Source organism: Franzmannia qiaohouensis (assembly GCF_031451695.1).
In the GTDB taxonomy this organism is placed as follows: domain Bacteria; phylum Pseudomonadota; class Gammaproteobacteria; order Pseudomonadales; family Halomonadaceae; genus Franzmannia; species Franzmannia qiaohouensis.
Map to the genome: position 1 here is coordinate 136,471 of NZ_JARWAM010000007.1, position 25,597 is coordinate 162,067.

Sequence of the window (25,597 nt, forward strand, 5' to 3'; positions counted from 1 at the left end):
CTCAACCGAGAATATTGACCCTGCAATGGGCCATTGGTGCATGCTAGATCAAGCCGTTCGTGGCTGCCGGTAACCCAGGTTATGTCGCAGCCATGACGGCTGCGAGGTGGCGAATCAGCTCGCTTGGCGCAGCTGGCGGCTGCGAAAACGCGCGTAGCAGGTACTGGCGGCGAACAGCGTCATTGCCGTGAGCGCCTCGAACATGCCGAACAGCCCCTGGCCGGGCAGGGTCGCGACCATCACGCCCTGCATGAAGTAGAGCAGGCTGACGAAGGCCAGCCAGGCGTGGCCGCGGGGGCGGCGAGCAATGATCGAGGGCAGGAACAGGACCAGCGGCAGGCCGCGCACCAGGACCGGGATCCAGCCACCTTCCTCGATGCTGTGAATGACGGTGCCGCTATAGACCAGCAGTACCAGCAGCAGCACATAGCTACCCAGCACGCCGCGTCGGGCACGTTCGGTGAGGGCGTCAATACCGTATTGCGTCTCCCAGCGTTCCAGCATCTGCTTCATGTGCTGGCACTCCTTGCTGCGCCAAGCGCAAGCGCCAGGCGGGCCAGGCGCTGGCCCTGGGCCTGGCACAGGCTGCGCTCGTCGTCGTCGAGCGGTCGCTCGCTGCGACTGCCCGCCACGTGGCTGGCACCGTAGGGGGTGCCGCCGCTCTGGGTGGTAAACAGTGCGGTTTCGCTGTAGGGCAGGCCGGCATAGACCATGCCGTGGTGCAGTAGTGGCATCAGCATCGTGATCAGCGTGGTTTCCTGGCCGCCGTGCAGGCTCGAGGTCGAGGTGAAGGCGGTGGCCGGCTTGTCGATCAGCGCGCCGTTCATCCATAGCTCGCTGGTACCGTCGAGGAAGTACTTGAGCGGTGCGGCCATGTTGCCGAAGCGGGTGGGACTGCCCAGGGCGAGTGCGGCGCAGTGACGCAGGTCGTCGGCGCTGGCGTAGACGGCTCCCTCGGCGGGAATCTCGGGCTCGACCGCTTCGCAGGTGGTCGAGACCGGCGGTACGCAGCGCAGCCGGGCATCGATACCCGCTATACGCTCGACGCCTGCCGCGAGCTGTTCGGCCATCTGGCGGGTGGCGCCGTGGCGGGAGTAATAGAGGACCAGTACATAGGGCAGTGATGAAGACATCTTGGCTCCAGTCAATTGGGCGAGCTCAGGCGTTGTCGAGCAGGGCCAGCATGGCCTCGGGAGGGCGTCCGATAAAGGCTCGCTGACCGTCGTCGGCGATGGGGCGTTGCAGGAGTCGCGGGTCCTCGACAATGGCTTCGAGGGTGCGCTGCTGGTCGCCGATATCGATGTTCATGGCCTTCCAGCTGGTTTCATTGGTGCGTACCAGGCTGGCAAGGGGAGACTGGAGACGCGCCAGCAATCCTGTCAACTCGGTGATATCGAGAGGGGTGTCGAGGTAGCGACGCACCTTGAGCTCGATGTTGCGCGCCTCGAATAGCGCCAGGCCCTGACGAGATTTCGAGCAGCGCGGGTTGTGGTAGTAGATGATGGCAGCCATCACGTCTCCTTGGCAGGATAACTCAGCCGGCCATTGTAGAGTGCCCGCAGAGGCGGTCACAAGCGGCAGGCCTATAAGGGGTCACGTACTTATACCGTTATCTATGCAGATCGTGGCAGCAGACAACTTACCTCCTATAAGCGACGATAAACCCAGGCAGTACGTCCATCAGCCAGCTGCTTGGCGACTCGCTCATAGCGAATGCCAAGCCGTTCATAGCGGTCGAGTCGCGCCAGTTCTTCATGGTCGACGTGCAGCAGCAGGCCGTCGACGGCATCATCTGCAGCGGGTTCGAGGTCGAGTCGTGTGCGCCGAAAGCCTTCCAGCCTGGCCGGCTGGGGCGACCCCGTGCGTCCATACACCCACCAGCGCACCAGCGGGTGGCGCAGCGTGCCGTAGACGAAGACTCGATGTTCGCCCTCGGCCACCGGGGGCAGGTGGTCGGGGCGGTCGTAGGTGAGCGGGCTGAGCATGGTCAGCCACAGGTAGCCAAGCAGCAGCAAGGGGCTCAGGACAAGGGTGGCTATCAGCGGATAGCGTTTGCGCATAGGAGTCGAATCCGTGGCAAGCTTTCGATGTCAGAGCGACATGGTGATAATGATCGCTCAAGTATCGACGTGAGGAGAGAGCCCATGCAACAGGATGACGTCAGTTTCAGTCAGCTCATGGGTGACGTGCGCCCCTTGCCGAGAGGACGTGACAAGGCCGATGTTCGCCCGGCTCGCCGGGCGCCCAGCGATGCCCAGTTGGCACGCCGTGAAAATGCCGCCAATGCCACCAACGACGACAACTTCCTGTCCGATGACTTCGTCGAGCTGATCGGCGCCCACGATCCGGTGGAGTACCGCCACGATGGCATCCAGGTTGGCGTGCTCGAGCGGCTGCGCCAGGGCGGCTATCCCGCCGAGGCACGGCTGCATCTGCTCAAGCGGCCCCTTGCCGAGTGCCGCCGCGAACTCTTCCAGTTCATCCGCGATGCACACCACGCCGAGTTGCGCAGCCTGATGGTGATCCACGGCCGCGGCCGCGAGATCGACAGCCCGCCCAACGTGCTGCGCTCCTACCTGGTCAAGTGGCTTCAGCAGTTCGACGAGGTGCAGGCCTTCGCCTCGGCACCGGCTTCACAGGGCGGGCTGGGCGCCACCCTGGTGATGCTGCGCAAGTCCGAGCGGGCGCGGGCCAACAACCGCGAGCGCCAGCAGAAGCGCCGCGGCTGAATCCCGTGCACCTAACACCTGCCTGCCACGATGATGCCAAACGCAAGACGCCCGGCTAGGCCGGGCGTCTTGCGTCGGGGAGCCACGGATCAGGCGCCGTTGGCCTCGCGCAGGCGGCGCTCGAAGAGCGCCTCCTGAACGTCCACGCCGGGCTGGTAGCTGACGCTGAAGGCGCCAAGCGCGCGCAGCGCATCGTCGAGGTGCTGATCGTCGCGCAGGGCCAGGGCGTCGAAGCCGCAGCGGCTCATGTAGTAGAGCTGGTCGACCAGTACGTCGCCGATGGCGCGCACCTCTGCCTGGTAGCCATAGCGCTCGCGCAGCAGCCGTGCCAGGGAGTAGCCGCGGCCGTCGGTAAAGGCGGGAAAGTCGATGGCCACCAGCGGTGCCTTGGCCAGGGCCTTGGCCAGCTCATCGTCGAGCAGGGTGTCGCTGGCAAGCCACGGCGCCAGCTGCGGATCCTCGGCATTGGCCTGCCACAGGGCCAGCGGTACGATCACCGGACGCTGCGTGGGTAGCGCCTCCTCGACCCGCGACAGCGCCCACTCGTCCTGCTCCGGCTGGCCCAGCTTGATCAGCGTCTGGGCATGCTCGAGTTGTGTATCAGGCATAGACTCGCTCCTTGAACGGCTTGAGGCCGATGCGGCGATAGGTATCGAGGAAACGCTCGTCGTCATGGCGCTGCTCGACGTACACCTTGAGTACCTTGTCGATCACCTCGGGCACATCCTCGCGATAGAAGGAGGGGCCGAGTATCTTGCCCAGCGATGCGTCGTCGGTGGCATTGCCGCCGATGGAGATCTGGTAGTACTCCTCACCCTTCTTGTCGACGCCGAGAATGCCAATATGGCCGACATGGTGATGACCACAGGCGTTCATGCAGCCGGAGATATTGAGGTCCAGCGGGCCCAGGTCGTAGAGGAAGTCGAGATCCTCGAAGCGCTCCTGGAGCGCCTGGGCGATGGGGATCGACACTGCGTTGGCGAGACCGCAGTAGTCCCCCCCCGGGCAGCAGATGATGTCGTTGAGAGTGCCCACGGTGGGGTTGGCCATGCCCAGCGCTTCGAGTTCCTGCCACAGTGCTTCGAGCTGGTCCACCGGCACGTCGGAGAGCACCAGGTTCTGCTCGTGGGTGACGCGCAGCTCGCCGAAGCTATAGCGCTCGGCGAGGTCGGCCACGGCGTCCATGTGGTCGGCGGTGACGTCGCCGGGGGCATGCTCGCGGCGCTTCAGCGACAGGGTCACGGCCTTGTAGCCGGCCACCTTGTGGTCGGTGACGTTATTGGTCACGAAGCGTGCGAAGGCACGGTTCTCGCCGCGCAGTGCCTCGAAAGTGGCGATGGCCTGCTCGCTCACCGCGCGCCGCTCGGGCTCGACGAAGTGGGCGCGAGCGTTGTCCACGGCGGCCTGATTCAGGGTCTGCGGGCCATCCTTGAGATGCGCCCACTCGGCGTCGACGCGCCGCCGGAACTCTTCGATACCCAGCGCCTTGACCAGGATCTTGATGCGCGCCTTGAACTTGTTGTCGCGGCGGCCGAACTGGTTGTAGACGCGTACACAGGCCTCGAGATAGGTCAGCAAGTGCTGCCAGGGCAGGTCCTCGCGCACTACGTCACCGATCATCGGTGTGCGGCCCAGGCCGCCGCCGGCGAGCACCTTGACCTTGAGGCTGCCGTCGCTGTCGTGCCATAGCCGTAGACCGATGTCGTGAACCTGGATGGCGGCACGATCCTCGGCGGCGCCGCTGACGGCGATCTTGAACTTGCGCGGCAGGAAGGCGAATTCGGGGTGCAGGGTCGACCACTGGCGGATCAGTTCACACCAGGGGCGCGGATCCTCGACTTCATCGCTGGCGATACCGGCGAACTGATCGCTGGTGGTATTGCGAATGCAGTTGCCGCTGGTCTGGATGGCATGCATCTGTACCTTGGCCAGGTCGGCGAGAATCTCGGGCACGTCCTCCAGCGCCGGCCAGTTGAGCTGCAGGTTCTGACGGGTGGTGAAGTGGCCATAGCCGCGGTCGTAGCGCCGCGTGATATCACCCAGGGCGCGCAGCTGAGTGCTGGACAGCATGCCGTAGGGAATCGCGATGCGCAGCATCGGCGCATACTTCTGGATGTACAGACCGTTCTGCAGGCGCAGCGGGCGGAACTCTTCTTCCGGCAAGCGCCCGGCCAGATGGCGGGCCATCTGGTCGCGGAACTGGGCGACGCGCTCGTCGACGAGCGTCTGGTCGTAGGTGTCGTACCGATACATTCAGGGTTGTCCTGCTAGTCGGGGCGAATGGGTATAGCCGCTGGGAGGACGATACTCCTCTCGCGTTATTCTTTGAAAGAATAAATGATCATAGATTTTAATTAAAGAGTTATGAAGCGTGCCAGCGCTTCCGCGGCCGGCAGCGGCCGGCAGAAGTAGTAGCCCTGGAGGTGATCGGCACCGCTGGCAAGACAGCGGCTTGCCTGCTCGTGAAGCTCGATGCCCTCCACGGTAACGCTCAACCCCAAAGCATGACCCATTTCGATCATTGCTGCTACCAGTGCGGCTTGACGAGGGGCGGTATGGACCTCGCCGACGAAGCAGCGGTCGATCTTGACGATATCGAAGGGCAGGTGCTGCAGGTAACTCAGCGATGAGAAACCGGTGCCGAAGTCGTCGATGGCAAGCTTGCAGCCCAGTGCGCGTAGCGCATCGAAGGTTTCCCGCACGACGCTGTCGTGCTCCAGCATCACGTTCTCGGTGACTTCGAGGATGATGCGCTGCGCGGCCAGGTCATGCCGCTCGAGGCCGGCGGCGAGGCGCTCGACCAAGCCGCCGGCGTGAATTTCCCGCGCCGAGACGTTGAATGCGATGGTCTGGGTGTCGAGTCCCTGGCGGGTCGCGTCGGCGAGCCAGGCCAGGCCCTGCTCCATGACCCAGGCCCCGAGCGGCAGGATCAGTCCCGAGGCCTCGGCGACCGGAATGAAGGTATCGGGGGAGAGCACGCCTCGCTCGGGATGCTCGATGCGCACCAGCGCCTCCACGCCGGCCAGCGTCACCCGGGCGCCGGGCTGGGAGTCGGCGGTGACGATGGGCTGCAGCATCAGGCGCAGGCCGTCCTCGTTGAGCGCGCGATGCAGATCGCGCTCCAGCGCGATCATCTCGTGGGCCGGCAGATGCACGGTCGAGGGCCGGTAGAGCCGATACTCGCCGGGACTGCGCTCCTTGCCGCGGTGCAGGGCGAGCTCCGCCACCTTGAGCAATCCTTCGGCGGTGGCGGCGTGCTGGGGGAAGAGGGCGCCGCCCAGGTTCATCGACACGAATACCTGCTGGTCGAAGACCTCGAAAGGCTCCAGCATGTTGCGCTGCAGGGTGCGGGCATGGCGAGCCAGGGCGGGCGCATCGATATCGGCAAAGGCGGCCACGAACTCATCGCTGCCGAGCCGCGCCAGCGGCAGGCATAGCTGCGCACCAAGCTGATCTTCGAGACGCCTGGCGATATCGCGCAGCAGCTGGCTCCCGGCATCCTGGCCGAAGCTCTCGTTGATCCAGCGGAAATGATTGATGTCCATGTGCAGTATGCCGAGTGGCCGCTGCGGATGCATTTCCAGCCAGCCGCTGAGGTGCGCATAGAAGCCGTGACGGTTGAGCAGGCCGGTAAGGGCATCGCGCTGGGACTGGGCGGCGATCTCCTGGTGTGCGTGGTCGAGCTGCACCGCCAAGCTGTTGTAGGCCTGGAGCGCATCGCCGACCTCGCCCGGTGCATGGCTGACCAGCGGCATGAAGGGCTGGCCGCTGCGCATCGCGCGTAGCGTATCGAGAATGGCATTCAGCGGGGCCACCACGTGGAGCCGATTGAAACGCATGGTCCAGGCAAATACCGCCACCACCACCAGCGAGACCGCCAGCAGGGTGAAGAACACCGACCAACCGATCTGCTCGCTGAGCCGCTGGCGGGTGAAGGTCAGCTCGAGATACCCAAGCTGGCGGCGCAGCAGGGCATTCTCGAAGATGATGGCGGCGCGCCGCTGCTGGAGGCCTTGCAGGTCGTCGCCCGCGAAGCGCGACAGCAACAGCGTATCGGCATCGTCGTAGACACTGACGCTGGCCACGTCGGCGTCAGCCAGCAGTGTCTCGACCAGCTCGTTGACGGCCTGGTTGTCGAAGTTCCACAGCGGCGCGGCCAGCAGGCTTGCGCCGATTCGCAGCAGTTCGGTCTCCTTGCGATCCAGCTCGACTTCGAAGCGTTTGTGCAGGTGCCAGGCATTGGCCAGGCTCACCGCCATGGCCACCAGCAGCGCCAGCGGTACCAGGCGCAGCATGAACAGCTGATTGAGGCTCGGCCGTCGGCTCATTGCCGAGCCTCCATCAGCATGTCGAGGGCGCGCCGCGGCGAGAAGTCATAGCCGTCCGGGGTATGGCGGAAGCGCGCAAAGTCGATGTCTCGCCAATCCGGCGCGACGAGGCGTTCGCCGAACGTGGCCACGTCGTGGGTATCCAGGGCCTCCATGGGGAAGCGGATGCTGGCATCCGCTATGTCGATGACGCCGTCGGCCAGATCGCGCAGCATGACCATGGCCCAGGCACCGGCCAGGAAGTGGCCGCCGTCGGTGAGCAGCAGCTCGCCACGGGCAACTCGCCGGATGCCTTCCGGCGACCAGTTGAGCCCCACCAGCAGCACGTCTTCGCCGGGGGTAAAGCCGGCATCCTGCAGCGCCTCGATGGCGCCGATGGCGATCGGGTCGTTGGCTGCCCAGATCAGCGCGGGCGCTTCGTTGCGCCGCTCCAGCCAGCGCAGGTAGCCGGCGGTCAGGGTACGCGCCTCCTCCTGGTTCCAGTGCGCGGTCAGCAGGCGATCGAGGCGGACTCGCGGCTCGTCGAGGAGCACGTCGAGCATGCCGCCATTGCGACCGATGGAGGCGGGCGTGAGGGTATCGCCGAGCAGCGCCAGGGTGGGAAGTGGATCTGACTGCGCCGGCGCCGCCTCGACTAGCGCCTCGGCCATGCGTGCGCCGGCGGCAAAGTTGTCGGGCTCGATGGCGCCGATCCAGTGGCGGTAGCGTTCGCCGGGGGCGCCGGTATGCAGACGCTGCTCGGCACTCGGGCCGTTGAGCAGGAACAGCACGTCGACGCCGCGCGCCTCGGCCTGTTCGAGCAGGTCGACGGCATACTGCTCCTCATTGACCAGCACCAGGTAGTCCGGTAGCTGCTCGCCCTCGAGCACCTGCGTAGCGAGGGCCTGCATGACGTGTCGATCGCGCTGGGCATAGTGGACCGCAAGCCTGATATCGAGGTCGTCAGCCGCGGCGCGCATGGTGCTGCTGACCATGTCCCAGAAGCGCTCGCCCTGGTAGCCGGGATTGATGAAGGTGACGCTCAGTGGTGCGGCCAACAGCACCGGCGACACCAGGCACAGCAGGCAGATGGCCAACACACGCATGTACACGTCTCCTCGTTATCGTTATCGCGATCAGACCGCCAAGCGCTGCCAGCGCCGCCGCTGCCAGAGCAAGGCAAAACATAGCGAGTTGAGCGCCCGGTAGCCCAGTTGCACCCACCAGATGCCTGCCAGGCCCTGTTCGAGGGCGACACCCACCAGCCAGGCAAGTGGCAGGAACAGCAGCCACTGCATTGACAGGGTGAGCGTCATCACGGTGCGATTGGCGCCGGCGCCGAGCAGGGCCTGGGCGAGCACCAGGGCGGCGGCATCGAGCACGATCATCACCGCCGTCAGGCGCAGCGGCAGGCGGCCCATGTCTATCAGTGCCTCATTGTGCAGGAACAGGCCAAGTACCAGCTCCGGCATCAATAGCATGGGCAGGGCCAGCAGCGCCAGACAGGCCCAGGCAACTCTGACCACATCCCAGCCCCAGCGGTGGGCATCGTGGTGGGCGTCGCGGCCCATCGCCTGGCCCACCAGGCTCATGGCGGCCATGCCCAAGCCTACCCCCGGCAGGATCAGGAACAGCGAAAGATTGACCAGCACATGGCCCACCGCCACGCTCGCGGTATCGAGCTGGCCGAGAATCCAGAACAGCACCGCATAGCCCGCAGCAAACCACAGCTGCTGGAAGGAGTGCGGCGTTGCCAGGCGCAGCGTGCTGGCGTAGGTCGGTCGCCGCGGCCAGCGCGACAGGAAACCGCTGGCGGTAGCGTGGCGAGCGCTGATCAGCAGCCAGGTCATTGCCCCGACGAACAGCGACAGGCTGGTACCGGCGCCGGCCCCGGCAGGTCCCATGGCGGGCAGCCCAGCGTAGCCGAAGATCAGTCCGATGCTGGCCACCACGTTGACCAGGTGCATGAACAGGATGATGCGCAGGTAGATGGCGGTCTGCTGAATGCCGTTCCAGTAGCCGCGGAAGCAGAAGATCATTGCCACCGGTACCAGCGAGACCACCCGCCAGCGGAAATACTCCACCGCCACGCCAGTGACGTCGGGCTCCTGGTTGATCAGCGCCAGCAGCCGCGGCGCCTGCCACAGGCATACCAGGGTCAGCGGGCCGGCGACCGCCAGCGCGATCAGCAGGCCGGCGTTGAGCGCGGTGGCGCGCTGCGACCAGGCCTGTTCGCCGTGGCGACGTGCGGTCTGCGCCTGGACCCCGGAGGAGAGCCCGAACAGCATGGCGGTGACCAGGAACATCGCATAGCCGCCGATGCCGACCCCGGCCAGCGCCACCTCGCCAAGACGCCCGACCAGGGCGGCGTCGATCAGGTTGAGCAGACTCTGGGACAGCATCCCGGCGATGATCGGTAGTGCCAGCTTGAGGATGGTGCGGCGTCGGGTGGGCTCGGGCAGCATGCCGGGTTCCAGCGGGTCAATGACAGGGCCCGCTAGCGCGGGCCCAGGCGATGGTCAGTCAGCGTCGTAGGAGAGCACCGGCGACAGCCAGCGTTCGAGTTCGGTGCGCGGCATGCCCTTGCGCTCGGCCAGCACTTCGACCTGATCGCGGGTGATCTTGCCGGTGGCGAAATACTTCGACTGCGGATGCGCGAAGTACCAGCCCGACACCGCCGCCGCTGGCCACATGGCGAAGCTCTCGGTCAGCGTCAGGCCGCTATGGCGCTCGGCGTCGAGCAGCCGGAACAGGGTGGCTTTCTCGGTGTGGTCGGGGCAGGCCGGGTAGCCCGGTGCCGGGCGAATGCCCTGGTACTTCTCGGCGATCAGCGCCTCGTTGTCGAGCTGCTCCTGCGGCACATAGCCCCAGAACTCCTTGCGCACCCGCTCGTGCATGCGCTCGGCAAAGGCTTCGGCGAGGCGGTCGGTCAGCGCCTGGACCATGATCGCGTTGTAGTCGTCGCCGGCGGCTTCGTAGGCCTTGCTCAGTTCATCGACGCCGTGGCCGGTGGTGACCGCGAAGCCACCGATCCAGTCGGGCTTACCGCTCTCCTTGGGGGCGATGAAGTCGGCCAGGCTGTAGCAGATGCCGTCGCGATTCTTGGTCATTTGCTGGCGGATGTGGTGCAGCCGCTCGACCACCTCGCTGCGCGACTCGTCGGCGTAGACCTCGATGACGTCGTCATCGACGCTGTTGGCCGGCCACAGGCCGATCACGCCGCGCGCTTGGACGCGCTTTTCATCGACCAGCTTGGCGAGCATCTCCTGGGCATCGGCGAACAGGCTGCGTGCCGCCTCGCCAACCACCTTGTCGTCGAGGATCTTGGGGTACTTGCCGGCCAGCTGCCAGCTCATGAAGAACGGCGTCCAGTCGATGCGCTCGATCAGCTCCTCGAGGTCGTAGTCATCAAAGACCTTGAGTCCGGTGAACTGCGGGGCGGGTGGGGTAAAGCTGGTCCAGTCGGTGCGGAAGCGCCGCTTGCGGGCCTCGGCGTAGGAGAGGTCCGCTGCCTTGGGGCGGCGCTTGGCGTTGCGCTCGCGGACTTTCTCATACTCTTCGCGAATCTCCGCCACATAGGCCGGCTTGAGATTCGGCGTCAGCAGGCGACCGGCGACGCCGACGGCACGCGAGGCGTCGGTGACGTAGATCACCGGATGCTGGTACTGCGGCTCGATCTTGACCGCGGTGTGGGCCTTGGAGGTAGTGGCGCCGCCGATCAGCAGCGGCAGCTCGAAGCCCTGGCGCTGCATCTCCTTGGCGACGTGGACCATTTCATCCAGCGACGGGGTGATCAGCCCGGACAGGCCGATGATGTCGGCATTGTGCTCCCGGGCGGTCTGCAGGATCTTCTCGGCGGGCACCATCACGCCGAGGTCGATCACCTCGTAGTTGTTGCACTGCAGGACGACGCCGACGATGTTCTTGCCGATGTCGTGGACGTCACCCTTGACCGTGGCCATGACGATCTTGCCCTTGGCCTTGGTCTCTTCGCTCTTTTCCGCCTCGATATAGGGAATCAGGTAGGCCACCGCCTGCTTCATGACACGGGCCGACTTGACCACCTGGGGCAGGAACATCTTGCCGTCGCCGAACAGGTCGCCGACCACGTTCATGCCGTCCATCAGCGGACCTTCGATGACCTCGATGGGGCGCTCGGCTTGGGCCCTGGCCTGCTCGGTGTCGTCCTCGATATGCGCGGTGATGCCCTTGACCAGGGCGTGCTCGATGCGCTTGTTGACCGGCCAGCTGCGCCACTCGAGGTCCTCCTTCTTGGCCGCGCCGGAGCCGTCGCCCTTGTACTTGTCGGCGATGTCGAGGAGACGCTCGGTGCCGTCGCTGCGCCGGTTGAGCACCACGTCTTCTACCGTTTCGCGCAGTTCGGCGGGCAGGTCGTCGTAGACCGCCAGCTGGCCGGCGTTGACGATGCCCATGGTCAGGCCGGCGCGGATGGCGTGGTAGAGGAACACCGAGTGGATCGCCTCGCGCACCGGGTTGTTGCCGCGGAACGAGAAGGAGACGTTGGACACGCCGCCGGAGACCATGGCGTGGGGCAGGTGCTCACGGATCCACTGGGTGGCCTGGATGAAGTCGACGGCGTAGTTGTTGTGCTCCTCGATACCGGTGGCGATGGCGAAGATATTGGGGTCGAAGATGATGTCTTCCGGCGGGAAGCCGATCTCGTCCACCAGCAGCCGATAGGCGCGCTCGCAGATCTCGGCCTTGCGCGCGAAGGTGTCGGCCTGGCCGTCTTCGTCAAAGGCCATCACCACGATGGCCGCCCCGTAGCGACGGCAGGCGGTGGCCTGCTCGCGGAAGGCGTCTTCGCCCTCCTTCATGGAGATCGAGTTGACCACCGCCTTGCCCTGTACGCACTTCAGGCCGGCCTCGATGATCTCCCACTTGGAGGAGTCGATCATGATCGGCACCCGGGAGATATCCGGCTCGCCGGCGATCAGGTTGAGGAAGCGCACCATCGCTTCCTGTGACTCGAGCATGCCCTCGTCCATGTTGATGTCGATGACCTGGGCGCCGTTCTCGACCTGCTCCAGGGCCACTTCGAGGGCGGTGGTGTAGTCCTCGTCGACGATCAGCCGCTTGAAGCGCGCCGACCCGGTAACGTTGGTGCGTTCGCCGACGTTGACGAACAGCGAGTCATGCTCGATGTTGAACGGCTCGAGCCCCGACAGGCGGCAGGCCCGTGGACGTTCGGGCACCTGGCGCGGCGAGGTATTGCGTACCGCCTCGGCGATGGCCCGGATATGCTCGGGCGTCGAGCCGCAGCAGCCGCCGATGATGTTGACCATCCCGCTGTCGGCGAACTCGGCGACGATCTCCGCCATCTCTTCGGGGGTCTGATCGTACTCGCCGAACTCGTTGGGCAGGCCGGCGTTGGGGTGAGCCGAAACGAAGGTGTCGGCCTTGGTCGAGAGTTCCTCGAGGTAGGGGCGCAGCTCCGCGGCGCCCAGCGCGCAGTTGAGGCCCACCGACAGCGGCTGGGCGTGGCGAATCGAGTTCCAGAACGCCTCGGTGGTCTGGCCCGAGAGGGTGCGCCCCGAGGCGTCGGTGATGGTGCCGGAGATCATCACCGGCAGGCGCTCGCCGCGATCGTCGAACAGCTGCTCGAGGGCGAAGATCGCCGCCTTGGCGTTGAGGGTGTCGAAGATGGTTTCGATCAGGATCAGATCCGAACCGCCCTCGATCAATGCCTCGGCGGCTTCGTAGTAGTTGTCGCGCAGCTCGTCGAAGGTGACGTTGCGCTTGGCCGGATCGTTGACGTCCGGCGACAGCGAGGCGGTGCGTGAGGTGGGGCCAAGCACCCCTGCCACATAGCGCGGCACGCCGGTCTCACTGGCGACGGCATCGCACACCTCGCGGGCCAGCCGCGCCGCTTCGCGGTTGAGCTCGACCACCAGCGACTGCATGCCGTAGTCGGCCTGGGACAGCTGGGTGCTGTTGAAGGTGTTGGTCTCGATGATGTCGGCGCCGGCTTCCAGGTAGTCGCGGTGGATTCGCGTCACCACGTCCGGGCAGGTCAGCGCCAGCAGGTCGTTGTTGCCCTTGAGGTCGCTGGGCCACTCCTTGAAGCGCTCGCCGCGAAACTCCTCTTCGCTGAGGTCGGCATTCTGCAGCATGGTACCCATGCCGCCGTCGAGGATCAGGATACGGCGTGCGAGTTGCTCACGAAGCAAGGCGGTAACGGCGGTGTCAACGGCGGCCATGATGGGGATACGTCTCCAGCGTCAGGGTCTGCAGCGAGGGTCGGGGCAGGCGTCCCACGCCGTCTCGATATAGCCGCGTATGGTAACAGAAAGCGTCTGGCGCGGGGCAGGGGCGACAAAACCGAGTATTTCACTCGGGATTGTGTCGCCGAGGACTTTTCCTTACCATGGCACTATTCATCTGCCCATCGGTTCCAGGACTGACGACATCATGAGCCAGAGCATCGAGATTACCGATAGCGCCCAGGACTACCTCGCCGAGCTGCTCGAGAAGCAGAACGTCGAGGGCATTGCGGTGCGCATCTTCATCACCCAGCCCGGTACGCCCTACGCCGAGACCTGCCTGGCCTACTGCCGCCCGGGCGAAGAGGAGCCGAGCGACGAGCTGCTCGAGCTCGACAAGATCCGTGTCTACCTCGACAAGCACAGCTTGGCATTCCTCGATGAGGCGGTGGTCGACTTCAACGCTGATCGCATGGGCGGTCAGCTGACCATCAAGGCCCCCAATGCCAAGATGCCCAAGGTCAACGCCGACAGCCCACTGGAAGACCGCGTCAACTACGTGCTCTACAGCGAGATCAACCCCGGCCTTGCCGCCCACGGCGGCGAGATCAAGCTGATCCAGCTGACCGACGAGAACGTCGCGGTGCTGGCGTTCGGCGGCGGCTGCCAAGGCTGTGCCGCGGTCGACCTGACCCTCAAGGACGGCGTCGAAAAGACCCTGATCGAGCGCATCCCCGAGCTCGCCGGGATTCGCGACGTCACCGACCACTCCGACACCAGCCAGGCGTACTACCGCTAAGGGGGGCCGGCATCCAGGCCGGCTTTCCTCTCGCCTGTTCCCTTGCAGAGCCGCTCCATGAGCGGCTCTGCTGCGTTTGGGCATGCGTTCAGTAGGTAAAGGGTGGCAGGCTGGCCCTGGCCAGTCGCGCTTCGACTTCGGCTAGCCGCTGGCGGCTCTCCTCCAGGGCCTTCTCACGAGAGCTCAGCTGGCTGGTCAACGCATCGCTACGTTGCCGCGCATCGGCCAGCGCATCCTGCGCCTGTTGACGCTGCAGGCTCGCCTCGCGCTGACGGCGCTCCTGCTCGGCGAGGGCGCTACGCTGCTCCTGCAGCTGCTGATCGCGTGCCTCGAGGCGCGCCTCGAGCTGAGCCTGGCGCTCGGCGTGCTGCTTGTCTGCCGCCTGGCGCTCTTGGCGAGCGGCATCCAGCAGACCCATCAGGCGTGCTTCGGCGGCCTCGTGGCGCTGCTCTTCCTGCTGCAGCGCTTCGCGGTGGCGTTCGGCCTGGGCCTCCAGCGCCTCGCGGTGGGTTTCGGCCTGCCGGTCCCGCTGCTGCTGCAGCTGAGCCAGCTGCGCCGTGAGCCGCTGATGCTGGTGCTCGGCCTCCGCCAGCCGCGACTGCAGCGCATCGCGCTCCGCTTCGGCCTTGGCCAGGCGCTGGCTGCGCTCATCCAGGCTGGCCTGCACCTGACCAAGATGATCGGCGAGGGCGGCTTCGCGCTGGGCGGCATGCTCGGCGAGCCGCTGGCTCTCGGCGCTGGCCTGCTGCGCCGCCTCGACGCGTCGGTCGGCCTCCTGGCGATAGTGTGCAAGTCCTTCGCTGGCGGCTTCTTCCGCCTTGTGCCACAGCTCGCCCATGAGTGACTGCAGCGCCTCGGGGATCGCCTGGGGGTGGGGCGTGGCGCGGTTCTCCTCGCGCTGCTGACGCCACTCGCGGAGGTGATCGCTGATGGTCGTAAAGCTGCCGGTGCCCAATACCTCGCGCACCTTCTGCACGCTGGGCGTCTCGCCCCGCTGCAGCAGGGCATCGACCGCCCGCTGGACGTCCTCGAACTGCACGCCGTTCCTTGCCATATCGCTCTCCTCGTCACGGTGGCTGCAAACCGCTCGTTGCCATGCCGCAGCCTAGCGCCGTAGCGACCGAAAAGGAAGCATTTTACGTATTACGTTTTACGTAAAATACACTATGAAATGACGTATTAATTCATGATTACCCGCATTATCTTGATTATCTGCCGGCAATGGGTCGATACTGCGGGCTACGGGCAACCGAGGAGGCGGGCACTTGGAACAGCACGAGATAGCGACCCTCGGAGGGCTTGCGACAACCCAGCCTGAGCAGGCGCTACTGCCAAATGACGACGGCGTGCATATCGCTGCCCGCAGCGATAGCGAGGCGGTCAGGCTGTGGCTGGCGGAGTACGCGGCCAGCCCGCAGACCCAGCGCGCCTATCGCAAGGAGGCCGAGCGCCTGCTGCTATGGCTGGCCGGGCGCGGCTTGGCGCTGGAGGGGCTGCGCCGCGAGCACCTCGCCGAGTTCGAATCCTTTCTCGCCGACCCTCGACCCGCCGAGCGCTGGATCGGACCGCCGCGGCCACGGGCCAGCAGCGAATGGCGGCCATTTCGTGGGCCGCTGTCGGCGGCTAGCCGTCGGCAGAGCCTGGTGATTCTGCAGGGCATGTTTGCCTGGCTGACTGACGCCGGCTGGGTGCGCCACAACCCCTTTCGGCTGATGCGCGACAAGCGCCGCCGGCTCGATAATCGCGGCGGGCGCATCGAGCGTTACCTCGAGCGACCGCTGTGGGACTGGCTATGGACCTGGATCAACCAGCCGCCGGGGGAGGGCGCCAGCAGGCGCGAGGTGCTGCGCTGGCAGCGGCGTCGCTTCCTGTTCGGCTTTGTCTATCTGCTGGCCCCGCGCATCGCCGAGCTGGCCGCGGCGCGCATGGAGGATGTGTACCTGATCGAGGGTCGCTGGTGGTGGCGGGTGACCGGCAAGGGCGACAAGCGCGCCGAGATTCCGCTGCCGCCGGAAGCACTGGCGCTGCTCGGTGAATGGCGCCAGGCACTGGAACTCGCCGCGGAGCCCGATTCGCGTGATAGCGGCCCGCTGCTGCGCGGGCTGGATGGCAAGCGTGGGCTAGGCGACAACCAGCTCTATCGGCTGATCAAGTCGGCCTTCGCCGAGGCGGCAGGCGCCCTGGAGGCCGCGGGGGGTCGCGGCGACGTAGCGCCATCGCTGGCGGCCATGGCGCCCAGGCTGCGCCAGGCCTCACCGCACTGGCTGCGGCATACCGCCTTGACCCACCAGGCGCAGCGTGGCGTCGAGCTGCGCTACCTGGCGATGACCGCTCGCCATGCACGGCTCGACACCACGGCGCGCTACCTGCACGCCGAAGCCGAGGAATGGCAGCAGCAGGTCTCGCGTCATTCGCTGTATACCGGCAGTCGGCGGAGCGGGGCGGACACGAGCGGCGATGGGCCGGTATAATGACTCCATTCGAGGAGAAGGAGCCATCATGTCAACGCAGGAACCCACGACCCAGGCGGCCCAGCAGGCGCTCATCGACGAATTCGCGATGTTCGACAACTGGATGGATCGCTATCAGTACATCATCGACCTCGGCAAGCAGCTGCCGACCTTCCCCGATGAGTGGAAGACCCCTGACTACAAGATCCAGGGCTGTCAGTCCAACGTCTGGATTCGCCACGCCCGCGACGGCGAGCGCCTGCATTTCGACGCCACCTCGGATGCCGCTATCGTCTCCGGGCTGATCGCCGTGCTGCTCCGCATCTACAATGATCGCGAACCCCAGGAGGTGGTCGCCACCGAACCCAGCTTCCTCGAGGCGCTAGGGCTCGACAAGCACCTCTCGCCGACCCGCAGCAACGGCCTGCATGCCATGTTGACGCGGATTTACGATGTGGCCCAGCGCGAAGCCGCCTGAGCAAGCTAGGCCGATAGCGGTGGATGCGCGCGTTGCCGTTCTTCCCGGGCCAGGATCGCCGGTGCGTCAAGGGCGGCGATCGCCACGCCGCGATCGGTGGGAATGTCGCCGGCCAGCTGCAGGGCCTGGTAGCGGGCGCAGCAGACGCGCAGGAACGAGGCGAAGTTAGCCAGGTCATGGCCAGCCTCGCTGGATTCTCTGGCCAGGCGCGTCAGCAACTGCCCCAGGGTCAGCCCGTCACGTTGGCCGATCTCCTCGAGCAGGTACCAGAAGAAGCTCTCCAGTCGCACGCTGGTGGAGACTCCATCAAGGCGAATGGAGCGGGTCTGCGCCTCCCATAGATCGGGGTCGGCACCCACGAAGAGCCTGCACATCGTCGAATTCTCCTCGTACGCTACGGGATCGTCTCTCCCATAGCATAGTCTGGCGCCGTCGCCGCGACGAGGCGTCCGGCGCCAAGGATGCCGGGCGCGTCAGGCGTGGCTGATCCGCGTGCCGAGCAGGGCGAGGAATTGCGCGATCCAGGCCGGATGCGCCGGCCAGGCCGGTGCGCTGACCAGGTTGCCCTCGGTGATGGCGTCATCCACGGCAATATCGGCATAGCTGCCGCCGGCCAGCTCCACGTCGGGCCGGCAGGCGGGGTAGGCCGAGCAGCGCCGCCCCTCGAGCACGCCGGCAGCGGCCAACAGTTGGGCCCCATGGCAGATCGCCGCCACCGGCTTGTTGGTCTCGAAGAAGTGGCGCACCAGTGCGGTGACGTCAGCATTCAGGCGCAGATATTCCGGGGCCCGGCCGCCGGGTATGACCAGGCCGTCATAGTCGGCCGGCGTGACGCTGGCGAAATCCGCATTGAGGGTAAAACGATGGCCGGGCTTCTCGGTATAGGTCTGGTCACCCTCGAAGTCATGGATGGCGGTGGCCACCGAGTCGCCTGCGGCCTTGTCGGGGCAGACCGCATCGACCCGATAGCCCACCGCCTGCAGGGCCTGGAAAGGCACCATGATCTCGTAGTCCTCGACGAAATCCCCACATAGCAGCAACAGTCGTTGGGTGGACATGACGACACTCCTCCTCGTGATCTTGTGATTGGCGTCTCCGACACAGGCGGAGACGATCACTCTGGCATAACCAGGCGCCATCGAGGTGGTAGCGGGCTACTACAGGGAGGACAGGCTGGCGGGGGGAATCAGTGGTGACGACAGGCGCCGTCACGGGGCCGAAAGTGCTCGTCGAGCTCGGGATCCTCGCGGCATAGTCGCTCGCTTGGTCCACCGGGCACCGGGTCGATCCCCCCGTCGGCGCCGGGGTGGCAGCGCAGGATGCGGCGCAGGGCGAGCCAGCCGCCCTTGAGGGGTCCATGCGTCTGGAGTGCTTCCAGCGTGTAGTGCGAGCAACTCGGCCAGTAGCGGCAGCGGGGGCCCAGCAGGGGGCTGATCAGCCATTGGTAGACGTGCACCAGGCCGATCATCAGTCCGCCCAGCAGGCGGCTCGCCAGCCGGCCCAGCAGGTGCAGAAAACCGCGCACGTATCCGGCCAGGCGGCGCATCGTCTAGGCCTGGCCCTTGCCGTAGAGGGTATCCGGGTCGATCAGCGGCTCGCTGCTGACGCGCGCCCGCTCGGCATCCAGAGCCACATAGAAGCAGCTGCGCCGGCCAGTGTGGCAGGCAGGGCCGTGCTGGTCGACCTGCAGCAGCAGGGTGTCGCCGTCACAATCCAGGGCGGCGCTGACCAGGTGCTGCTGCTGGCCGGACGACTCTCCCTTGCGCCACAGCTTGCCGCGCGAGCGCGACCAGTAGCAGACCCGGCGGGTAGCGAGGCTTTCACGCAGCGCCGTGGGATTCATCCACGCCATCATCAGCACTTCGCCGCTATCGTGCTGCTGGGCAATGGCGGGTATCAGGCCGTCGGCGTTCCACTTGGCCGCTGCCAGCAGGGCGTCGAGCTCCACGCCCTCGCCAACGTCGGCGCGTTCGAGATCCTTGAACAGCTGACTCATGCGCTACACTCCTCGCAGATTCCCAACAGCTCGATGGTCTGGCGTTCGACGCGAAAGCCCAGACTGCTCGCCCGGCTGGCCAACTGAGCGTTGACGTCGTCGAGATGCAGCTCCTCGACGCGACCACAGGCGCGACAGATCAGCAGCTGAAAGCCGTGGGCGTGCTCGGGGCAGGGGCAGGCGACATAGGCATTGAGCGACTCGATGCGATGCACCAGCCCCTGTTCGATGAGAAATTCCAGGGCGCGATATATCGTTGGCGGGCGCGCCGACGCGTGCTCCACGGCGAGCTTGTCGAGGAGGTCATAGGCCTTCAGACCGCCGTCGGCGCTGGCGATCATTTCGAGCACGCGGCGCCTGATTGGCGTGAAGCGCACGCCACGTTGCTGGCACTGCCGATCCGCTTGCTGGATCAGGGAATTGGCGTCGGACATGATGAGCCTGATTATGCAATGAGCGGTTATTCTACGCGGCCAACCCGCTGACGGCCAATCACGCCGGGCAGGGAACCTGCTCGGATGGCTGCAGCTCGCCGCGGCGGGCAAAGTGACGCTGGGCGAAGGCGACGCGCTCCTCGACGCTAACCCCCGGTGGCTGCCGTTCGATGAGGTCGAGGCGTGGCCGCAGCCCTTCACCGTTGGCCATCTGAATGGCCAGCCCGGGGCGGGCGTTGAGCTCGAGCAGCATGGGGCCCTTGTCGCGGTCCAGCACCATGTCAGTGCCAAGATAGCCGAGCCCGGTCATCTCGAAGCAGCCGGCGGCGAGCTCCAGCAGTGTCTGCCAGCCGGGGATCTGCAGGCTGGCAAGCTCGTGTCCGGTGTCCGGATGATCGCTGCGCGAGCGGTCGAACTGTACGCCGCGCAGCGCACCGCCGCTGGCGATATCCAGGCCTACGCCGACCGCGCCCTGGTGCAGGTTGGCCTTGCCATCGGAGGCCGCGGTGGAGAGGCGCATCATGGCCATGACCGGGTAGCCCTGGAAGATGATCACGCGAATGTCCGGCACGCCCTCGTAGGTATAGACCGAAAGCGATTCGTCGAAGTTGATCAGCGCCTCGACCACCGCAACGTCCGGTGAACCGCCCAGTGAGTAGAGGCCCGACAGGATGTTGGACACATGCCGCTCGATATCGACATGGTTCAGGACCGCACCGCTGGGCTTGATGTAGCTGTCGCCTTCGGCCCGCTCGATGACCAGAATGCCCTTGCCGCCGCTGCCCTTGGCCGGCTTGATCACGAAGCCGGGGTGGGGGGCGACCATCCTGGCCACGCCCTTGACCTCGAACTGGCTCTTGATGGTGCCGATCAGCGCCGGCGTGGTAATACCGAACTCCTTGGCGAGTAGCTTGGTCTTCAGCTTGTCGTCCACCAGCGGATAGAGCCGGCGGTCGTTGTAGCGGCCGATATAGCGGATATTGCGCCGGTTCATGCCGACGATGCCCTTGGCTCTGAGCCGTCCTGGCGTGGTCCACATTGGCTCAATCCTCCGTGACCGGCTTGAAGCGGCGCAGTTCCAGCAGCCGATAGCCGGTGTAGTTGCCCAGCAGCAGGATCAACGACATCAGGATCATCTGCACGCCAAGGAAGTTGAAGGTGATGTGTCGCACCCAGGGGTTGTTCATCGCCAGGTAGGCCAGCACTGCCGTCAGCAGGCTGCCGCCGCCCTGGATCAGTACCTCCTTGGGACCTTCTTCCTCCCACAGGATCGACATCCGCTCGATGGTCCAGGAGAGAATGATCATCGGGAAGAAGGTGATCGTAAGCCCGGCGTTGAGGCCGAAGCGGTAGGAGAGCACCGAGAACAGCGAGATGATGGCGATGACCGTGATGATCACCGCCGACACTCGCGCCACCAGTAGCAGGTTGAGGCGCGACAGGTAGCTGCGAATCACCAGGCCTACCGCAACGATCAGCAGGAAACCGATCAGGCCTGTCATCAGCGTGGTCTGGATGAACGCCAGGGCGATCAGCACCGGCATGAAGGTACCCGAGGTCTTGATACCGATCAGCACCCTGAGCAGTACCACCACCAGCGCGCCAATCGGGATCAGCAGGATGGTCTGGAACAGCGCCTGTTCCTCCAGCGGCAGGCTATGGATCGAGAAGTTGATCAGGGTGTCGTTGGCCAACTGGTTACGCACCGCGGCGGCGGCAGGCTGGTTGTGCTGGATCATCGAGAAGCTGATGTTCGAGTTGGTGCCCCCCTGCACCTCGAGCACCGCCTGGCCGCTATCCTCCCACATCAACAGGTTGTCAGGGCGTCCCTGCTCACCGGTGACTGGATTGAACAGCGACCAGCGATCGTCATCGAACACCTGCACCCAGGTGGAGAGACTCTGCCGGCGGCGCCCATCCTCGAGCATCAGGCCACTGACCGCCCGGGCATGTACGCCGGCGTCGTTCAGCAGGCGAACCAGCAGCGAGGCGCGATCGAATTGATTGAGCAACAGTCGCGAGTTCTCGCCTTGGCGATCATCGCTGAAGTCGCGGATCAGTTCGCGAGCGAAGGTGAACGGGCTGGCGGAGCGCTGCCAGGCGCGCTCTATGACCTGGGTGGCGGCGGTGTCATAGGGACGCTCCCAGACGATGTCCTCCTGCAACGCGGGGCGCCGCGACTCAGGCGGGCGGGCGTCCGGGGCAACCAGCAGCTGCACGGAGTAGTAGAGCTGTTGACTGCCGGCGGCCTGGCGTATCGACCACTGTGCGCGGCGGCCGCGCTCATCCTCGAGGAATGACAGGCCATAGCCCGGCGAGGCGGTGTTTTCGGTCAACACGCGATAGCCCTGCTGATGCGAGGGCAGCGCCATGTCGACCATCACCGGTCCGCCCTGGGCGGTAAGGTTGACCTGGGCCTCGATCTCCCATACCTGGCGCTGTTCGCCGGGTGTCCAGGGGACCTCGAACTGCACGTGGCGGTGCACGCTGAGGGCGATGCCGGCGATCATCAAGGCGCCGACGAGTAAATAGAAGGGCAGGCGGGACATGTCAATTCCTTGTACAACGAAGGGGTCTCACGACCCCATCAGCGGCAGCGGCTCAGGACTCGTCGCCGTTGGCTTCGTTTTCATCATCGTCCATGACTTCATCTTCGCTGGCCTCGTCGGCCGGTCGACCACCCGGGAACTCGGGGCGTGGATGAAGGTAAGTTTCAGCGACGTCGATCATGGCAATGTCCATCATGAAACGCCGTCCCAGCAGTACAGGATAGTTGAGATGGCTGCGATCATTGAGGGTGAACTCGACCTGTTCGCGAATCGGGCCCAGCGTCATCATCATCCGTACCACCGGCCGCGACTCTTCGCCGGCCGCCTGGAGTATGCGCACGCGCCTTATCACCGGCGCCTCGATCCACTCATCGCGCACTTGCTCGACCACGACATCATCTTCGCCCAGGGCCAGCTTGAAACGCACCCAGGTGTCGCCATCACGTTCGAAGCGAGTGATGTCGGTAGCCGACAGCGACGAGGTGCTGGCGCCGGAGTCGACCCGCGCCTTGAGGTAGGTCCCCACGTCCGGCAGGCCGATCCATTCGCTGCGGCCGAGGATCTCCTTGTTATCGAGCGGGCTTTCGGCGTCTTCTTCACACTGTGCGGGGATGATCACCGGCTCGTCGGCGAGGAGGTCGATATCGCTGCGTATGTCGCGCAACAGGCTGCCGACTTCACGTACATCCGCGGTCAGGCGGCGGGTATCGTTGGCATTCTCGGTGAGTAGCTGATGATGGACGTCGCAGCGCTCGGCGAGCTGTTGCTCCAGTTGGACGACTCGCGACTCGAACTGCATCTGGGTCAGCGCTGGCTCAGGGGGAGGCTCGGGTTCTCCTTGCAGGAGAGCACAGCCGCCAAGAAGTGCCGGGATGGCGAGTGCCGTGGCAGGAAAAGCGCGTCGAATCCGCATCACAATCGACATGGGATAGGGGGAATCCTTGTAACTGGTCGCCTGATGATAAGGAGTGTGGTGGAGGCGTGTCCAATGGGTTTGCTGGTATGGACGGCGCTGTACACACTCAATTTAACATAATATACATTATGCGAAGTAGAGCATTGCCTCATGATATCGCGAACCCTGCGGCCAACTAAGGGTCACAGCGCTACAAACATCATGCAAGGGCTCGATTAATGTACAAGAAACTCCCACTGTTTCATCGCCATTGGCTGGTGCTGTGGCTGGCTCTGCTGCTGGCCGGCTGCGCCGGTGTCGACGTGGAGGATTATACAGGTAGCGAACCGCGCCTGGATATCGCCGAGTACTTCGTTGGCGAGACACGCGCCTGGGGCATGGTTCAGGATTTCCGCGGCGAGGTACAGCGCCGTTTCACGGTGGATATCGACGGCAGCTACGACGGCCAGACCCTGGTGCTCGACGAGCACTTCGTCTTCGACGATGGCGAGACCGACCGCCGCATCTGGACCTTCGAGCGCGTCGACGACAATCGCTGGCGCGGCAGCGCCAACGACGTCGAGGGTTCGGTGGACGCGGCACATCACGGCCACGTCTTCAACATGCGCTATCCACTGGACGTCGAGGTTGGCGGACGCAACATCACCTTCCAGATGGATGACTGGATGTACCTGCAGCCCGATGGCCGCTTGATCAATCGCACCGCGATGCGCAAGTTCGGCATCACCCTCGGGGAAATCACCATCGTCTTCGATCAGCAGCGCTGAGCGAGTCACCGATACACCGACGCCCCGCCAGGAGAACCTGTCGGGGCGTCGGTAGGCGCTGTATCAAGCGTCCCGCTCAGTCGTCGGCCGGCGCGTAGGAGCCATCCTCGCGATGCACTTCGGTGCCGGTGATCGGCGGCGTGAACACGCAGGCCAGGTGCATGGTCTTGCTGGCACGCAGCAGATGCTCGTCGTGCTGGTCAAGAATGTAGATATCGCCCGGCTTGATCGGCCAGATCTTGCCATCGGCCAGGGTCTCGACTTCCCCTTCGCCTTCCATGCAAAACACCGCTTCATAGTGATGCTTGTAGTGGATGTGGGTCTCGGTGCCTTCGTAGATACGGGTGATATGGAAAGAGAAGCCTCCATTATCGCTGGCCAGCAGCAGGCGCGTGCTGTCCCAGTTGCCGTTCTCGGCCTTGACCAGGCGCTCGGATTGACGTGCTTCTTCGAGGTTACGAACGATCATGGGTGTGATCTCCTGAATGCGGTGAATCGCGGGTGCCGTGTCGACAGGCGCGTAACGTAACGACGGCCCGCCGCGGCGGGCCGTGGATGTGCAGGGCGCCAAGCATGCCCAGTGCCCTACTCTATCTACTGTCTACTGCTCTACTGCCCCTTCCATCAAAACATGCTTGGCAGTATAGCGCCTTAGCCGAAAGCTTTTTTGGTGCTGGCGTCGAGAATGTCCAGCCCCTTGAGCAGATCCTCATCGCTGATGGTCAGCGGGCACAGGCACTTGACCACTTGTCCATCGTGACCGCTGGTCTCGATGATCAGGCCCTGCTCGAAGGCTTCTGCGGTAATCTTGTCGGCGTGCTCACCGCTGCCCACGTCGAGACCGCGCATCAGGCCGCGGCCGCGCTCCGAGGCGGGAATGCCCTTGGCGGTCAGCCACTCGGCGAGCTTCTGGAAACGCTCTTCGACGATACGCCCCTTGCGCTGTACATCGCGCTCGAAGGTGTCGTCGCTCCAGAAGTGGCGCATGGCGGCGGTGGCGGTAGTGAAGGCGAGATTGAAGCCGCGGAAGGTGCCGTTGTATTGACCAGGCTTCCACTTATCGAGCTCCGGGCGCATCAGCACGTGGGCAAAGGGCAGCCCAAGGCCGGACAGCGACTTGGAGTTGGTCACGATGTCGGGCTTGATACCGGCATGTTCGAAGCTGAAGAACTTGCCGGTACGACCGCAGCCGGCCTGGATGTCGTCGACGATCAGCAGGATATGATGGGCATGGCAGATCTTCTCGAGGCGCTGCAGCCACTCGATGCCGGCGGGGTTGATGCCGCCCTCCCCCTGTACGGTTTCAACGATCACTGCGGCGGGGATGTCGAGGCCGCTGGAGTTGTCGCCGAGCAGCTTCTCGAGATAGTCGAGGGTATCGGCGTGCTCGCCCAGGTAGCCGTCGAACGGCATGAACGAGGCGCCCTGGGTGGGAATGCCGCCGGTGGCTTCGCGGAACTTGCGATTGCCGGTGGTGGCCAGCGCCCCCATGGTCACGCCGTGGAAGCCGTTGGTAAAGGTCACGATGTTGTGGCGGCCGGTGGCCACGCGGGCCAGTCGAATCGCGGCTTCGACGGCGTTGGTGCCGGTCGGGCCCGGCAGGTGCACCTTGTAGTCCAGGCCGCGCGGCTTGAGGATCAGCTCTTCAAGCGTCTCGAGATACTCGCGCTTGGCGCGGGTCCACATGTCGAGGCCGTGGATGATACCGTCGCCGGCCATGTAGTCGATCAGCGCCTGCTTGAGCTTGGGATGATTGTGGCCGTAGTTTAGGGTGCCGGCGCCGGCCAGGAAATCGATGTACTGACGCCCCTCCTCGTCGGTCAGGCGCGCGCCCTTGGCTTCGGTGAAGACCACCGGAAACGAGCGTGAATAGGTGCGTACGTTGGATTCCATGCGTTCGAGAGTCTGGGTCTGCATTATCGACCTCCTGATCAAAGATGGTTGGCGT

At 65.0% G+C, this 25,597-nt stretch carries 26 protein-coding genes; 5 read left to right on the top strand and 21 right to left on the bottom strand.

The genetic code is table 11. The features are described from left to right. Positions 1-114: 114 nt before the first annotated feature. The 4 genes from QC821_RS11215 to QC821_RS11230 all read right to left on the bottom strand — a co-directional run bounded on the left by QC821_RS11215 (position 115) and on the right by QC821_RS11230 (position 2,060). On the bottom strand, positions 115-513 hold the full coding sequence (locus QC821_RS11215; protein ID WP_309721142.1) for a DUF2069 domain-containing protein: 399 nt from the start codon (positions 511-513) through the stop codon (positions 115-117). Further along, entirely contained in the window at positions 510-1,133 is a 624-nt protein-coding gene (gene wrbA, locus QC821_RS11220; RefSeq protein ID WP_309721145.1) for an NAD(P)H:quinone oxidoreductase, read from the bottom strand. The genes QC821_RS11215 and wrbA overlap by 4 nt, the downstream gene beginning before the upstream one ends. Before the next feature lie 25 nt (positions 1,134-1,158). Beyond that, positions 1,159-1,512 (bottom strand): ArsC/Spx/MgsR family protein, encoded by a 354-nt coding sequence (locus QC821_RS11225; RefSeq protein ID WP_309721149.1) that lies wholly within the window; start codon positions 1,510-1,512, stop codon positions 1,159-1,161. A gap of 134 nt (positions 1,513-1,646) precedes the next feature. Further along, positions 1,647-2,060, bottom strand: coding sequence for a gamma-glutamylcyclotransferase family protein (locus QC821_RS11230; protein ID WP_309721151.1), 414 nt, complete (start codon positions 2,058-2,060; stop codon positions 1,647-1,649). Between the two features lie 84 nt (positions 2,061-2,144). Here QC821_RS11230 and smrA point away from each other — a divergent pair, with 84 nt between their 5' ends. Then, the gene (gene smrA / locus QC821_RS11235; RefSeq protein WP_309721154.1) at positions 2,145-2,729 is read left to right on the top strand and encodes a DNA endonuclease SmrA; all 585 of its coding nucleotides are present in this window, start codon (positions 2,145-2,147) and stop codon (positions 2,727-2,729) included. Positions 2,730-2,818: 89 nt separating this feature from the next. Here smrA and QC821_RS11240 read toward each other — a convergent pair whose 3' ends face one another. From QC821_RS11240 to metH, 6 genes are all read right to left on the bottom strand, one after another. After that, the gene (locus QC821_RS11240; RefSeq protein ID WP_309721156.1) at positions 2,819-3,337 is read right to left on the bottom strand and encodes a DUF934 domain-containing protein; all 519 of its coding nucleotides are present in this window, start codon (positions 3,335-3,337) and stop codon (positions 2,819-2,821) included. After that, the gene (locus QC821_RS11245; RefSeq protein ID WP_309721158.1) at positions 3,330-4,982 is read right to left on the bottom strand and encodes a nitrite/sulfite reductase; all 1,653 of its coding nucleotides are present in this window, start codon (positions 4,980-4,982) and stop codon (positions 3,330-3,332) included. Before QC821_RS11245 ends, QC821_RS11240 begins: the two co-directional genes overlap by 8 nt. A gap of 101 nt (positions 4,983-5,083) precedes the next feature. Then, positions 5,084-7,057 carry a putative bifunctional diguanylate cyclase/phosphodiesterase gene (locus QC821_RS11250; RefSeq protein ID WP_309721161.1) on the bottom strand — a complete coding sequence of 658 codons (1,974 nt, stop codon included), beginning with the start codon at positions 7,055-7,057 and terminating at the stop codon, positions 5,084-5,086. Further along, a complete protein-coding gene (locus QC821_RS11255; RefSeq protein ID WP_309721165.1) occupies positions 7,054-8,142 on the bottom strand; it encodes an ABC transporter substrate-binding protein in 1,089 nt (362 codons plus the stop codon). Before QC821_RS11255 ends, QC821_RS11250 begins: the two co-directional genes overlap by 4 nt. A 30-nt stretch (positions 8,143-8,172) precedes the next feature. Then, positions 8,173-9,501 carry an MATE family efflux transporter gene (locus QC821_RS11260; RefSeq protein ID WP_309721168.1) on the bottom strand — a complete coding sequence of 443 codons (1,329 nt, stop codon included), beginning with the start codon at positions 9,499-9,501 and terminating at the stop codon, positions 8,173-8,175. Positions 9,502-9,555: 54 nt separating this feature from the next. Next, a complete protein-coding gene (gene metH, locus QC821_RS11265) occupies positions 9,556-13,257 on the bottom strand; it encodes a methionine synthase (RefSeq protein WP_309721170.1) in 3,702 nt (1,233 codons plus the stop codon). A gap of 211 nt (positions 13,258-13,468) precedes the next feature. Here metH and nfuA point away from each other — a divergent pair, with 211 nt between their 5' ends. After that, a complete protein-coding gene (gene nfuA, locus QC821_RS11270) occupies positions 13,469-14,059 on the top strand; it encodes a Fe-S biogenesis protein NfuA (RefSeq protein WP_309721172.1) in 591 nt (196 codons plus the stop codon). A gap of 88 nt (positions 14,060-14,147) precedes the next feature. On the opposite strand, the gene QC821_RS11275 is transcribed toward nfuA, so the two are convergent. After that, a complete protein-coding gene (locus QC821_RS11275) occupies positions 14,148-15,113 on the bottom strand; it encodes a DNA-binding protein (protein WP_309721175.1) in 966 nt (321 codons plus the stop codon). Between the two features lie 274 nt (positions 15,114-15,387). Here QC821_RS11275 and QC821_RS11280 point away from each other — a divergent pair, with 274 nt between their 5' ends. Further along, the gene (locus tag QC821_RS11280; RefSeq protein WP_309721564.1) at positions 15,388-16,530 is read left to right on the top strand and encodes a tyrosine-type recombinase/integrase; all 1,143 of its coding nucleotides are present in this window, start codon (positions 15,388-15,390) and stop codon (positions 16,528-16,530) included. A 28-nt stretch (positions 16,531-16,558) separates the two neighbouring features. Beyond that, positions 16,559-16,987, top strand: a complete 429-nt coding sequence (locus QC821_RS11285) for a SufE family protein (RefSeq protein WP_309721178.1) — start codon at positions 16,559-16,561, stop codon at positions 16,985-16,987. Positions 16,988-16,992: 5 nt separating this feature from the next. Here QC821_RS11285 and QC821_RS11290 read toward each other — a convergent pair whose 3' ends face one another. From QC821_RS11290 to QC821_RS11325, 8 genes are all read right to left on the bottom strand, one after another. Further along, positions 16,993-17,361 (bottom strand): ribbon-helix-helix domain-containing protein, encoded by a 369-nt coding sequence (locus tag QC821_RS11290; RefSeq protein WP_309721180.1) that lies wholly within the window; start codon positions 17,359-17,361, stop codon positions 16,993-16,995. Between the two features lie 99 nt (positions 17,362-17,460). Further along, positions 17,461-18,045 (bottom strand): DJ-1/PfpI family protein, encoded by a 585-nt coding sequence (locus tag QC821_RS11295; RefSeq protein ID WP_309721183.1) that lies wholly within the window; start codon positions 18,043-18,045, stop codon positions 17,461-17,463. 128 nt (positions 18,046-18,173) lie between these two features. Continuing rightward, positions 18,174-18,533, bottom strand: a complete 360-nt coding sequence (gene yidD, locus QC821_RS11300; RefSeq protein WP_422720106.1) for a membrane protein insertion efficiency factor YidD — start codon at positions 18,531-18,533, stop codon at positions 18,174-18,176. Positions 18,534-18,536: 3 nt separating this feature from the next. Beyond that, positions 18,537-18,983 carry a phosphoribosyl-AMP cyclohydrolase gene (gene hisI, locus QC821_RS11305; protein ID WP_309721186.1) on the bottom strand — a complete coding sequence of 149 codons (447 nt, stop codon included), beginning with the start codon at positions 18,981-18,983 and terminating at the stop codon, positions 18,537-18,539. Further along, on the bottom strand, positions 18,980-19,417 hold the full coding sequence (locus QC821_RS11310) for a Fur family transcriptional regulator (RefSeq protein ID WP_309721189.1): 438 nt from the start codon (positions 19,415-19,417) through the stop codon (positions 18,980-18,982). The genes hisI and QC821_RS11310 overlap by 4 nt, the downstream gene beginning before the upstream one ends. A gap of 58 nt (positions 19,418-19,475) precedes the next feature. Next, complete coding sequence (locus tag QC821_RS11315) at positions 19,476-20,456, bottom strand: alpha-L-glutamate ligase-like protein (RefSeq protein ID WP_309721192.1); 981 nt, start codon at positions 20,454-20,456, stop codon at positions 19,476-19,478. Between the two features lie 4 nt (positions 20,457-20,460). Continuing rightward, entirely contained in the window at positions 20,461-21,966 is a 1,506-nt protein-coding gene (locus QC821_RS11320; protein ID WP_309721195.1) for a UUP1 family membrane protein, read from the bottom strand. Positions 21,967-22,018: 52 nt separating this feature from the next. After that, positions 22,019-22,891 carry an ATP-dependent zinc protease family protein gene (locus QC821_RS11325; RefSeq protein ID WP_309721198.1) on the bottom strand — a complete coding sequence of 291 codons (873 nt, stop codon included), beginning with the start codon at positions 22,889-22,891 and terminating at the stop codon, positions 22,019-22,021. 209 nt (positions 22,892-23,100) lie between these two features. On the opposite strand from QC821_RS11325, the gene QC821_RS11330 reads away from it, so the two are divergent. After that, positions 23,101-23,649 carry a DUF3833 domain-containing protein gene (locus QC821_RS11330; protein ID WP_309721201.1) on the top strand — a complete coding sequence of 183 codons (549 nt, stop codon included), beginning with the start codon at positions 23,101-23,103 and terminating at the stop codon, positions 23,647-23,649. Between the two features lie 76 nt (positions 23,650-23,725). Here the strand turns inward: QC821_RS11330 and QC821_RS11335 are convergent, their stop codons facing one another. Both QC821_RS11335 and ectB read right to left on the bottom strand, forming a co-directional pair. After that, positions 23,726-24,118, bottom strand: coding sequence for an ectoine synthase (locus QC821_RS11335; RefSeq protein WP_309721204.1), 393 nt, complete (start codon positions 24,116-24,118; stop codon positions 23,726-23,728). Between the two features lie 182 nt (positions 24,119-24,300). Then, positions 24,301-25,566 (bottom strand): diaminobutyrate--2-oxoglutarate transaminase, encoded by a 1,266-nt coding sequence (ectB, locus tag QC821_RS11340; RefSeq protein WP_309721206.1) that lies wholly within the window; start codon positions 25,564-25,566, stop codon positions 24,301-24,303. Positions 25,567-25,597: the final 31 nt, after the last annotated feature.

Excerpts from the sequence above, each read along its gene's own strand:
- QC821_RS11215 (WP_309721142.1), bottom strand. The coding sequence starts at position 513 with ATGAAGCAGATGCTGGAACGCTGGGAGACGCAATACGGTATTGACGCC.
- wrbA (WP_309721145.1), bottom strand. The coding sequence starts at position 1,133 with ATGTCTTCATCACTGCCCTATGTACTGGTCCTCTATTACTCCCGCCAC.
- QC821_RS11225 (WP_309721149.1), bottom strand. The coding sequence starts at position 1,512 with ATGGCTGCCATCATCTACTACCACAACCCGCGCTGCTCGAAATCTCGT.
- QC821_RS11230 (WP_309721151.1), bottom strand. The coding sequence starts at position 2,060 with ATGCGCAAACGCTATCCGCTGATAGCCACCCTTGTCCTGAGCCCCTTG.
- smrA (WP_309721154.1), top strand. The coding sequence starts at position 2,145 with ATGCAACAGGATGACGTCAGTTTCAGTCAGCTCATGGGTGACGTGCGC.
- QC821_RS11240 (WP_309721156.1), bottom strand. The coding sequence starts at position 3,337 with ATGCCTGATACACAACTCGAGCATGCCCAGACGCTGATCAAGCTGGGC.
- QC821_RS11245 (WP_309721158.1), bottom strand. The coding sequence starts at position 4,982 with ATGTATCGGTACGACACCTACGACCAGACGCTCGTCGACGAGCGCGTC.
- QC821_RS11250 (WP_309721161.1), bottom strand. The coding sequence starts at position 7,057 with ATGAGCCGACGGCCGAGCCTCAATCAGCTGTTCATGCTGCGCCTGGTA.
- QC821_RS11255 (WP_309721165.1), bottom strand. The coding sequence starts at position 8,142 with ATGCGTGTGTTGGCCATCTGCCTGCTGTGCCTGGTGTCGCCGGTGCTG.
- QC821_RS11260 (WP_309721168.1), bottom strand. The coding sequence starts at position 9,501 with ATGCTGCCCGAGCCCACCCGACGCCGCACCATCCTCAAGCTGGCACTA.
- metH (WP_309721170.1), bottom strand. The coding sequence starts at position 13,257 with ATGGCCGCCGTTGACACCGCCGTTACCGCCTTGCTTCGTGAGCAACTC.
- nfuA (WP_309721172.1), top strand. The coding sequence starts at position 13,469 with ATGAGCCAGAGCATCGAGATTACCGATAGCGCCCAGGACTACCTCGCC.
- QC821_RS11275 (WP_309721175.1), bottom strand. The coding sequence starts at position 15,113 with ATGGCAAGGAACGGCGTGCAGTTCGAGGACGTCCAGCGGGCGGTCGAT.
- QC821_RS11285 (WP_309721178.1), top strand. The coding sequence starts at position 16,559 with ATGTCAACGCAGGAACCCACGACCCAGGCGGCCCAGCAGGCGCTCATC.
- QC821_RS11290 (WP_309721180.1), bottom strand. The coding sequence starts at position 17,361 with ATGTGCAGGCTCTTCGTGGGTGCCGACCCCGATCTATGGGAGGCGCAG.
- QC821_RS11295 (WP_309721183.1), bottom strand. The coding sequence starts at position 18,045 with ATGTCCACCCAACGACTGTTGCTGCTATGTGGGGATTTCGTCGAGGAC.
- yidD (WP_422720106.1), bottom strand. The coding sequence starts at position 18,533 with ATGCGCCGCCTGGCCGGATACGTGCGCGGTTTTCTGCACCTGCTGGGC.
- hisI (WP_309721186.1), bottom strand. The coding sequence starts at position 18,983 with ATGAGTCAGCTGTTCAAGGATCTCGAACGCGCCGACGTTGGCGAGGGC.
- QC821_RS11310 (WP_309721189.1), bottom strand. The coding sequence starts at position 19,417 with ATGTCCGACGCCAATTCCCTGATCCAGCAAGCGGATCGGCAGTGCCAG.
- QC821_RS11315 (WP_309721192.1), bottom strand. The coding sequence starts at position 20,456 with ATGTGGACCACGCCAGGACGGCTCAGAGCCAAGGGCATCGTCGGCATG.
- QC821_RS11320 (WP_309721195.1), bottom strand. The coding sequence starts at position 21,966 with ATGTCCCGCCTGCCCTTCTATTTACTCGTCGGCGCCTTGATGATCGCC.
- QC821_RS11325 (WP_309721198.1), bottom strand. The coding sequence starts at position 22,891 with ATGTCGATTGTGATGCGGATTCGACGCGCTTTTCCTGCCACGGCACTC.
- QC821_RS11330 (WP_309721201.1), top strand. The coding sequence starts at position 23,101 with ATGTACAAGAAACTCCCACTGTTTCATCGCCATTGGCTGGTGCTGTGG.
- QC821_RS11335 (WP_309721204.1), bottom strand. The coding sequence starts at position 24,118 with ATGATCGTTCGTAACCTCGAAGAAGCACGTCAATCCGAGCGCCTGGTC.
- ectB (WP_309721206.1), bottom strand. The coding sequence starts at position 25,566 with ATGCAGACCCAGACTCTCGAACGCATGGAATCCAACGTACGCACCTAT.